The 9,405-nt window shown below is 71.6% G+C and carries 8 protein-coding genes; all 8 read left to right on the top strand.

Annotated elements, in window-relative coordinates:
- Window positions 1-107: 107 nt before the first annotated feature.
- The 8 genes from ACFW9D_RS05395 (at window position 108) to ACFW9D_RS05360 (ending at window position 9,296) form a co-directional block, all read left to right on the top strand.
- On the top strand, window positions 108-1,769 hold the full coding sequence (locus tag ACFW9D_RS05395; RefSeq protein WP_384618051.1) for an ABC transporter substrate-binding protein: 1,662 nt from the start codon (window positions 108-110) through the stop codon (window positions 1,767-1,769).
- Window positions 1,766-2,725: an ABC transporter permease gene (locus ACFW9D_RS05390; RefSeq protein ID WP_384618048.1), complete on the top strand. Its 960-nt coding sequence runs from the start codon at window positions 1,766-1,768 to the stop codon at window positions 2,723-2,725. Before ACFW9D_RS05395 ends, ACFW9D_RS05390 begins: the two co-directional genes overlap by 4 nt.
- Window positions 2,722-3,576, top strand: coding sequence for an ABC transporter permease (locus ACFW9D_RS05385; RefSeq protein ID WP_384618046.1), 855 nt, complete (start codon window positions 2,722-2,724; stop codon window positions 3,574-3,576). Before ACFW9D_RS05390 ends, ACFW9D_RS05385 begins: the two co-directional genes overlap by 4 nt.
- Window positions 3,573-4,559 (top strand): ABC transporter ATP-binding protein, encoded by a 987-nt coding sequence (locus ACFW9D_RS05380; protein ID WP_384618044.1) that lies wholly within the window; start codon window positions 3,573-3,575, stop codon window positions 4,557-4,559. The genes ACFW9D_RS05385 and ACFW9D_RS05380 overlap by 4 nt, the downstream gene beginning before the upstream one ends.
- Window positions 4,552-5,349, top strand: a complete 798-nt coding sequence (locus ACFW9D_RS05375; RefSeq protein ID WP_384618041.1) for an ABC transporter ATP-binding protein — start codon at window positions 4,552-4,554, stop codon at window positions 5,347-5,349. Before ACFW9D_RS05380 ends, ACFW9D_RS05375 begins: the two co-directional genes overlap by 8 nt.
- Before the next feature lie 81 nt (window positions 5,350-5,430).
- Window positions 5,431-6,579 carry an agmatine/peptidylarginine deiminase gene (locus ACFW9D_RS05370; protein ID WP_384618038.1) on the top strand — a complete coding sequence of 383 codons (1,149 nt, stop codon included), beginning with the start codon at window positions 5,431-5,433 and terminating at the stop codon, window positions 6,577-6,579.
- Window positions 6,580-6,623: 44 nt separating this feature from the next.
- The gene (locus tag ACFW9D_RS05365) at window positions 6,624-8,075 is read left to right on the top strand and encodes a purine-cytosine permease family protein (protein WP_384618035.1); all 1,452 of its coding nucleotides are present in this window, start codon (window positions 6,624-6,626) and stop codon (window positions 8,073-8,075) included.
- Between the two features lie 51 nt (window positions 8,076-8,126).
- The gene (locus ACFW9D_RS05360; RefSeq protein ID WP_384618033.1) at window positions 8,127-9,296 is read left to right on the top strand and encodes an agmatine/peptidylarginine deiminase; all 1,170 of its coding nucleotides are present in this window, start codon (window positions 8,127-8,129) and stop codon (window positions 9,294-9,296) included.
- Window positions 9,297-9,405: the final 109 nt, after the last annotated feature.

The raw sequence follows: 9,405 nt of genomic DNA, 5'->3' as shown, positions 1-9,405 counted from the left end.
ACACAACCCCTCCCTCCCCCCCCCCCTATCACCCCCCGCTCTCTGCGCGGCCCGCCCCCCCCCCCCCCCCACACCCCCGGAACCCCGCACGGAAAGTGAGCGCGACGATGTCCGCACCCCCGTCCCCCGGCGGCAGACGCCCCCGCCACCCTTACCGCAGGACCGTCGTCACGACGGCCGTCCTGACCTCCCTCGCCGTCCTCGCGGCCTGCGCCGGACCGCCCAAGGACGACGGCGCCACCGGCGCCACGGTCAAGCTGTCCGCTTCCACGCCGCCCGCCCGCGGCGAGATCGACTCCTTCACCTGGGCCGTCTACGCGGAACCGCCCACCCTCGACTACACGATGGCGTTCGACTACCCGCAGAACACGATCCTCTCCAACGTGTGCGAGAGCCTCATGCGCTGGACGCCCGGGCTCACCACCGAACCGGGCCTCGCGAAGAAGGCGTCGAACCCGGACCCCACCACCTGGGTCTACGACCTGCGCGCGGGCGTGCGCTTCCACAACGGCGGGACGATGACCGCCGACGACGTGGTGTACAGCCTGGACCGGCAGCGCGACCCGGACAACGCCGCCGCCTGGGCCCAGGTCTTCCAGAACGTCGCCTCCGTGAAGAAGACCGGCCGACTCCAGGTCACCGTCGAACTGAAGAAGCCCGACTCCCAGTTCCCGCAGTACATGGCGACCGCCGCGGGCGTCGTCGCCTCGAAGGCCGGCATCGAGGCCGCGGGCAAGGACTACGGCACCAGCGGGGGCCTCGCCTGCACCGGGCCGTTCGAGCTCGGCGCGTGGGACAAGGGCCAGTCGATCTCCCTCGACCGCTTCGACGGCTACTGGGGGAAGAAGGCCAGAGCCAGGAAGGCCGTCTTCCGGGTGCTCACCGACCCGTCCGCCCGCACCAACGCCATGCTCAGCGGTGAGGCCGACGGCGGCTACCTGATCCCCACCGAGAGCTACGGCCGCCTGCGCGAGAGCGGCGTGGGCAAGCTGTACTTCGGCGAGGGCCTGACCACGGTCAACGTCAACGTCACCGACATGAAGGGGCCGCTCGGCGACGTCCGTGTGCGCCGCGCGCTGTCCCTCGCCCTGGACCGGTCCGGGTTCGTCAAGGCCGGACTCGGCGGCGCCGGCACCACCACCAACTCGCTCACCCCGCACGCCGCTTGGGCCGGAGCCTCCGCACCGACCCGGAAGGCGGCCTTCGGCGCGCTGCCGCCCACCGGGCGGGACATCGAGAAGGCCACCCGGCTCGTCAAGGAGGCCGGTGCCACCGGCCGGACCCTGACCGTCGCCACCAGCTCCATCGGCCAGGACGTCTCCCTCCTCGCCACCGCCGTCCAGGCGGCCGGCACCCGGATCGGCCTGAACATCCGCCTCAAGACCATCGCGCCGAACGCCTTCACCGCGCTGTTCACCGACCCCGAGGCACGCCGGGGCATCGACCTGTTCCCCTACACCTCGTACATGAACATCACCGACCCGCTCGACCTCCTCGCGAACTTCAAGACCGGTGCCTACCTGAACTTCGCCGGGTACAGCGACAAGGCCTACGACCGCCTCGTCGACCGGGCCACCGCCGCCTACGACCCGAAGAAGCGGATGCGGATCGAGGCCGAACTGCAGCAGCACGTGGGCGAGCAGGTGCTGTGGATCCCCGTCGCGGAGTGGCCCACCGCGGTCTTCCTCAACCAGAGGATCACCGGAGCCCCCACGACCATCTCGTACATGTACTACCCGTGGGCCGCCGACGTGGGGGCCGCGAAGTGAGCATTCTGAGATTCGCCCTGCGCCGGACGGCGGAGATGGCCGCCACCCTGCTCGCCGCGTCGTTCGTGGTATTCGGCGCCATGTACCTCGCACCGGGCAGCCCGGCCAGCTTTCTCCTCGCGGGGCGTTCGGCCTCGCCGGAGGCCATCGCCGCGGTCAAGGCGCAGTACCACCTGGACGACCCCTTCTTCGTCCGGTACTTCAGCTGGCTCGGTGACATGGTCCAAGGAGACTTCGGACGGTCCATCACCTACCGCACCGACGTCTCACGGCTGCTGGCCGACCGCCTGCCCACCACCCTGCTGCTCGTTGTGATGGCCCTGCTCGTGGTCACCGTGACCGGCCTGCTCCTCGGCTGGGTCGGCGCCGTGCGAGGCGGTGCCACCGACTCCGCCGTCCTGGTCGGCACCACCTTCGCCGTCGGCACCCCCTCCTTCGTCGCGGCCGTGCTCCTCCAGGGCCTGTTCGCCGTGAAACTCGGCTGGTTCCCCAGCAGCGGAGCCGGCGACGGCTTCGTCGACACGCTCCGGCACCTGACCCTCCCCGCGATCGCCCTGGCGCTCTACCTCATCGGCATGCTCGCCCGCGTCACCCGCTCGGCGATGCTCGAAGCCCTCGACAGCGAACACGTCACCGTGGCCCGCAGCCGCGGCGTACCGGAACGGCAGGTCATCCGCCGCCACGTGTTCCGCAACTCCCTGGGCACGATCCTCACCACCGGCGGCCTGATCATCTCCACCCTCCTGGTCTGCACGATCCTCGTCGAGACCGCGTTCAGCATCGGCGGCATCGGCCAGCTCCTCGAACTGTCCACCACCACCAAGGACTTTCCGACCGTCCAGGCGATCTCGCTGATCATCGTCGGCCTGTTCATGGCCGTGAACCTCGTCGTCGACCTGCTCCTCCCGCTGGTCGACCCGCGGATCACGCTCGGCACGCGAGGGGCCGCCGCATGAGCGCCGTCCTCAGCCGCCGCCCCGGCCTCGCCAGGATCCGGACCGCCGGGTCCCCGCTCTACCTGGTCTGTCTCGGTCTCGTCGCCGTCGTCACCGCCGCGGCGCTCCTCGCCCCCTGGCTGGCGCCCGCCGACCCCAACACCGTCGACCTCGGCAACGCACTGGCCGGACCGTCCCCCGAGCACCTGCTCGGTGTCGACGCCGCCGGCCGCGACACCCTCTCCCGACTGCTCCTCGGTGCCCGCACCTCTCTCCTGGGCCCCCTCGGGGTCGTGGTCTTCTCCACCCTCGCCGGAGTCGCGGCCGGCGCGGCCGCGGCCTGGCGGGGCGGCTGGCTCGACTCCGTCCTGTCGCGCAGCACCGAACTCGTCTTCGCGTTCCCCGGAATGCTCCTGGCCATCCTGATCATCTCGGTCTACGGCGAAGGACTCCTCGCCCCCGTCATCGCCCTCTCCCTCGCCTACCTGCCCTACGTCAGCAGGCTCACCCGCTCCCTCGTCCTGGCCGAACGCGCACGCCCCTACGTCAGCGCCTACCAGGTACAGGGCCACTCGGCCCTCCAGATCTGCCTGCGGCACGTCCTGCCCAACATCGCCCCCGTCGTCCTCGCCCAGTCCACCATCAACTTCGGCTACGCGCTCATGGACCTCGCCGGCCTGTCCTTCCTCGGCCTCGGCGTCCCGGCGCTCACCCCCGACTGGGGCCGCATGGTCTTCGACGGACAGACCGCCATCCAGCACGGCTACCCGCTCTCCGCGGTCCTGCCCTGCGTGTTCATCGTCCTGACCGTCGTCGCGTTCAACGTGGTCGGAGAGCGCTGGGCCGACCGCGTCGCCAGGAGAGACCGATGAATTCCCCGCACACGCTCGACGTCCAAGGGCTGCGCGTCACCCTTCCCGGTACGGCCCGACCCGTCCTCGACGGCGTCGACCTGCACGTCGGCGCCGGTGAGACCGTCGCCCTCGTCGGCGAGTCAGGGTCCGGGAAGACCCTCACCTCGCGCAGCGCGCTGAACCTGCTGCCGCCCGGCGCCGACGTCCAAGGTGCCGTCCTCGTCGGCGGCCAGGACGTGCTCACCATGAACCCCGACCGGCTGCGCGCCCTGCGCACCGGCACCGCGGCCATGATCTTCCAGGACCCGCGCACCGCCCTGAACCCGCTGCGCCGCATCGGCGACTTCCTCACCGAGAGCGTCACCCTGACCGGAAGCACGGGGCGGGCACAGGCCACCGCCAGGGCCACCGAACTCCTGCGGGCCGTGGGCCTGGACGCGTCCGCCCTGCGCCAGTACCCCGGCCAGGTCTCCGGCGGCATGCTCCAACGTGTCATGATCGCCGCCGCGCTGATGGGGGACCCCGCCCTCCTCCTCGCCGACGAACCGACCACCGCACTCGACGTCACCACCCAGGCCGAGGTCATCGCCCTCCTGGCCGAACTCCGCGAACGCTTCGGCACCGGCCTGCTCTTTGTCACCCACGACCTCGACCTCGCCGCCGCCGTCAGCGACCGCGTCTACGTCATGTACGCCGGGCGGATCGTGGAGAGCGGCCCGGCGGCAACCCTCTTCGCGGCGCCCCGACACCCCTACACCGCGGCGCTGCTCGCCTCCACACCCCGCTGGGAAGCCCCGCAGGGCCGACTCGCCGCCATCGAGGGCCAGCCCCCTGACCTGCGCCAGGAACTCCACGGCTGCCCCTTCTCCGCACGCTGCCCCCTGGCCACCGAGCTCTGCGAGACGCGGGCCCCCGAGCCGCGGCCCGCCCCCGGCCTGCCGCTTCACCAGGCCGCCTGCCATCACACCGACCGCCTCGAAGGGAGCCGCGTCGATGCCTGAGAACGTACTCGAGGCCGTCGGCCTGCACCGCGCCTTCGGCAGCGTCCGCGCCGTCGACGACGTGTCCTTCGCCCTCCCCGAGGGCGGATCCCTGGGCATCGTCGGCGAATCCGGATCCGGCAAGACCACCACCGCCCGCATCGTCGTCGGACTCGAACGCGCCGACGCCGGCGCGGTCCTCGTCCGCGGCGAGGCCCGCCGCGCACGGAGCCGGGGCCGCGCCCAGCGCCTGGCACGGGCGCGCGAGGTCCAGATGGTCTTCCAGGACCCGTACGTCTCCCTCGACCCCCGCACCAGTGTCGAAGGGGTCCTCCGCGAGATACTGCGGCTGCACTTCCCCGGCACGGACCACGACCGGCGCGTACGCGAACTGCTCGACCAGGTGGGTCTCGGCATCCGCGCCGCCGAAGCGCGGCCGCGGCAGCTCTCCGGCGGACAGCGCCAGCGCGTCGCCATCGCCCGGGCGCTCGCCGTGGAACCGGCGGTCCTCGTCCTGGACGAGGCGGTCGCCGCCCTGGACGTCTCCGTGCAGGCGCAGATCCTCAACCTGCTCGCCGACATCCGCGAGCAGACCCGCATCGGCTACCTCTTCATCACCCACGACCTCGGCGTGGTCCGGTGCGTCACCGACGACGTCATCGTCATGCGCAAGGGCCGCGTCGTCGAGGCGGGCACCACCTCCGAGGTCCTCGCCGCGCCCCAACACCCCTATACGCGGCTCCTGCTGGAGTCCGTACCCCGCCCCGGCTGGGATCCCGAGGCGATCGCCGCGGCGCGCCGGGCCCTGTGACCGGCCCCGGCCGGCGCGCCCCGTGTCACACCCCCTGCCCACCCCTCTATGGCTGAAGCCAGCCGAAACAGGAGGCCGACCATGAACGACCCCACCACGGGCCGTCACGCCCGCCGGTTCCTCAACCGCCGGGCCTTCCTCGCCGCGGCCGGAGCGACCGCCGCCGGAGCCGCCCTCGCGACGACCACCCAGGGATGGGCCGGCTCGACCAGGCCCGCGGCCGGCACGTTCCGGGTCCCGGCCGAGGACGTCCGGCACACCCGTACATGGATGGCCTGGCCGGACCGCACCGCGATCTGGGGCCGCGCTCTCGGCGGCGTCCAGGCGGACATCGCCCGGATCGCCCGCACGATCGCCCAGTACGAGCCGGTCCACCTGTGCGCCAACGCCGCGAGCGCGGCCAGGGCCCGCTCGATGTGCGGCCCCTCGGTCACCGTCATCGCCTCCGTTCCCGTCGACGACTGCTGGATGCGCGACTCGGGTCCGGTGTTCCGCACCGACGGGGCCGGCGGTCTGGACGCCGTCGGCCTCAACTTCAACGGCTGGGGCGGCAAGCAGGCCCACGCCAAGGACGCGCTGGTCGCCGAGCGGATCGCCGCCCACGCGGGGGTGCCGTTCACCTCCGCCGCCCTGGTCGGCGAGGGCGGCGCCATCGAACAGGACGGCGCGGGAACCCTCATGGCGACCCGCAGCAGCCTCGTGAACCGCAACCGGAACCCCGGCGTGTCCGAGCGCCGGCTGGAGCAGGCGATGTGCGACGCGTACGGCGCGTCCGAGGTCGTCTGGTTCGACGGCGTCCTCGGCCAGGACATCACCGACGACCACGTCGATGCCACGTCCCGCTTCCTCGCCCCCGGCAAGGCGCTCGTGCAGATGCCGGTCCCGTCGGACAACGACGCCTATGCCAAGGACGCGCGACAGCAGTACCGGACCCTGTCCACGGCCACGACGGCCACCGGCGCCGACATGACGGTGGCGAGGCTCCAGGGCCCCGACTACGACAAGATCCGCTCGGCCGACCGCAACTTCCTCGCCTCGTACGCCAACTACTACGTCTGCAACGGCGCCGTCGTCTGCGCCCACTTCGGCGACACGGCGGCCGACGCGGCCGCCAAGTCGGCCCTGGCCCGGCTCTACCCGGACCGCGTCGTCGAGCAGATCGCCATCGACCACCTCGGCACGGGAGGCGGCGGCATCCACTGCGTCACCCAGCAGCAGCCGGCCGCCTGAGGCCGTGACCGCATCTCGCGTCCTTCCCCGGAACAGGAGCTCACATGGGGCCAGTTGCCTCGCAGACGGATGACCCCACGCCCTCCGCGGGCATCGAACAGCACTCGATCGACTGGGTGCCTCTGACGGAACGGCACGGCAAACCGTCCGACGTCGGAGCCATCTGGTTCGTCGGCAGCCTCAATCTCACCGGCCTGGCGACCGGTGTCGTGACGCTCTCGCTGGGGGCCTCGCTGTGGTGGACGGTGATCGCCACCGTCCTCGGCTCGCTCTTCGGCACGTTCTTCATGGCGTTCCACTCGGCCCAGGGCCCCCAGCTGGGCCTTCCCCAACTGGTGCAGTCGCGGCCGCAGTTCGGGTATCTGGGCGCCGCGCTCACCGTGTGGGTGTTCGCCCTGGTCAACTACGTGTGCTTCAACACCTCCGACGCCCTGCTGTCCGGTCAGGCCATGAACCTGCTCACGGGACTCCCCAACGGGCTCGGCTATCTGCTCGCCGCGGCGGTGGCGACGGTGATCGCGCTGTTCGGGTACGAGTGGATCCACCGGCTGAACCGATGGCTCACCTGGCCGTTCGTCGTGATCACCGCGGCCGTCACCGGCTCCGCCCTGTTCGGCGGCGGCCTGCCGCGGGGCGTGTGGGACGCGGGCCCGTTCGAACTCGCCCCGTTCATGCTCGTGTTCGTCTTCGTCGCCGGTTTCCAGCTGGGCTGGGCACCGTACGTCTCGGACTACTCCCGCTACCTGAGACCCGACGTTCCCGTGCGCAGCACCTTCTGGTGGACCTACCTGCCCAGTGCGGTCTCGGGCATCTGGGTGTTCGTCCTCGGGGCCGTGGTCTCGGCCGGCGCACCGGAGGGCACCGACCCGGTGACCGCCCTGAAGCTGTCGGCCGACCGGCTGTTCCACGGGTTCGGCACCGTCGCCGTCCTCGTCCTGCTGGTCGGACTGCTCTCCATCATGGCGATCAACCAGTACGGCGGCAGCCTCACGATGATCTCGATCATGGACTCGTTCCGCCCGGTCAAGCCGACGCGGACGGTCCGGGCCGCGACGATCGGCATCATGCTGGTCGCCGTCGGCACCGTCTCGACCCTGGTCGGCATCGACCAGTTCAACTGGTTCTTCGCCAACGTGGTCGTGGTGCTCACCTACCTGTTCATCCCGTGGACGGCCATCAATCTCGTCGACTTCTTCTTCGTCCGGCGCGGCCAGTACGTCGTCAAGGAGATCTTCAACCCCCGCGGGATCTACGGCAGATGGGGATGGCGCGGCAATCTCGCCTACGTGATCGGGCTGGCCTGCATGGCCCCGTTCATGGTGATCACCGGCCTGTACGTCGGGCCCGTCGCGAAGGTGCTCGGCGGCGTCGACTGCTCGGTCTTCATCGGCCTGCCGGTCGCCGGCGCCCTCTACTGGGCCTTCGCCCGAAGCCTCGACCTGGCCGCCGAGCGCGAGCTGGTCCGGGAGGAGGGGCTGCTGGCACCACTCCACTGAGCGACCCCCGTCCGCAGTCGACAGCACGTCAGCGAGAAGGAGCACCACGTCATGACAGAGCACCACAGCGAGCGCCCCGGCATCAGCCGCCGCACTCTCCTCGCCCGGACCGGAGCGGCCGCGGCCGCACTGGTGGCGGGGCCGGTGATCGGTGGCCTGCGGCCGGCCCTGGCCGCGGGGGCCTGGCGCGTGCCGGGGGAGGAGACACCGCACAAGCGGACCTGGATGGCCTGGCCGTCCAGCACCACGATCTGGGGCAGCAGCCTGTCGCTGATCCAGGCCGACATCGCGGAACTGGCCAGGACGATCGCCGCGTACGAGCCCGTCGTCCTGTGCGCGGACGGCCCGGCGGCCGCCTCCCGGGCCGGCAGCATGTGCGGGCCCTCGGTCACGGTGATCGACTCGATACCCGTCTCGGACTGCTGGATGCGGGACACCGGCCCGCTGTTCCGGGTCGACGGGGCCGGCGGCCTGGACTCCTTCGGCCTGAACTTCAACGCCTGGGGCGAGAACGCCACGAGCTTCTACGGCATCCCCGCCTCCGCCTACGACAAGGACCGCTCGGTCGCCCAGAAGGTCGCCGCGTACGCGGGCGCGTCGTTCGCCAGGGCGGGGGTGGTCGGCGAAGGCGGAGGCGTGGAGTACGACGGCGACGGCACCCTCATGGCGACCGAGAGCTGCTGGGTGAACGACAACCGCAACCCGGGAAAGACGCGTGACGAGATCGAGGCCGAGCTGCTGACCCGGTTCGGCGCCTCCAAGATGATCTGGCTGCCCGGCGTCACCGGGCAGGACGTCACCGACGGGCACATCGACGGCACCGCCCGCTACATCGGCCCGGGGGTGGTGATGGTGCAACTGGCCGGCGCGGTGCGTCCGGACGTCTGGACGGCCAACGCCCAGGCCATCCACGACGTACTGGTGAACGCGACCGACGCACGGGGACGCCGGCTCCGGGTCCTCACCATCGAAGGGCCCGACACCCTGCCCCGCATCCCGGCGGGCAAGCAGAAGGCGTTCCTCAGCTCGTACATGAACTGGACGGTGACCAACCAGGCGATCATCACCACCCAGTTCGGCGACACGGCCAAGGACGAGGCGGCCAGGACGGCCATCGAGGCGGCCTACGGCAGGCCCGTCGTCCAGCTCGACCTCGACCGCCTCTACGGCAACGGGGGCGGCGGCGCACACTGCGTCACGATGCAGGAGCCCAGCCGCTGAGCGAGGGGCGGGGGGGGTGGGGCGCCCGCCCCCCCCCCCCGGGCGGGGGGGGGGCCGCAGCCACGCGCACACGGGCCGGCAGGGGGGGGGTGGGGGGGGGGGGCGCCCC

The organism is Streptomyces sp. NPDC059524 (assembly GCF_042749255.1).
Taxonomy (GTDB): domain Bacteria; phylum Actinomycetota; class Actinomycetes; order Streptomycetales; family Streptomycetaceae; genus Streptomyces; species Streptomyces xanthii.
This window is presented reverse-complemented; position numbering and strand designations above follow the sequence as displayed.

Excerpts from the sequence above, each read along its gene's own strand:
- ACFW9D_RS05395 (WP_384618051.1), top strand. The coding sequence starts at position 108 with ATGTCCGCACCCCCGTCCCCCGGCGGCAGACGCCCCCGCCACCCTTAC.
- ACFW9D_RS05370 (WP_384618038.1), top strand. The coding sequence starts at position 5,431 with ATGAACGACCCCACCACGGGCCGTCACGCCCGCCGGTTCCTCAACCGC.
- ACFW9D_RS05365 (WP_384618035.1), top strand. The coding sequence starts at position 6,624 with ATGGGGCCAGTTGCCTCGCAGACGGATGACCCCACGCCCTCCGCGGGC.
- ACFW9D_RS05375 (WP_384618041.1), top strand. The coding sequence starts at position 4,552 with ATGCCTGAGAACGTACTCGAGGCCGTCGGCCTGCACCGCGCCTTCGGC.
- ACFW9D_RS05360 (WP_384618033.1), top strand. The coding sequence starts at position 8,127 with ATGACAGAGCACCACAGCGAGCGCCCCGGCATCAGCCGCCGCACTCTC.
- ACFW9D_RS05380 (WP_384618044.1), top strand. The coding sequence starts at position 3,573 with ATGAATTCCCCGCACACGCTCGACGTCCAAGGGCTGCGCGTCACCCTT.
- ACFW9D_RS05385 (WP_384618046.1), top strand. The coding sequence starts at position 2,722 with ATGAGCGCCGTCCTCAGCCGCCGCCCCGGCCTCGCCAGGATCCGGACC.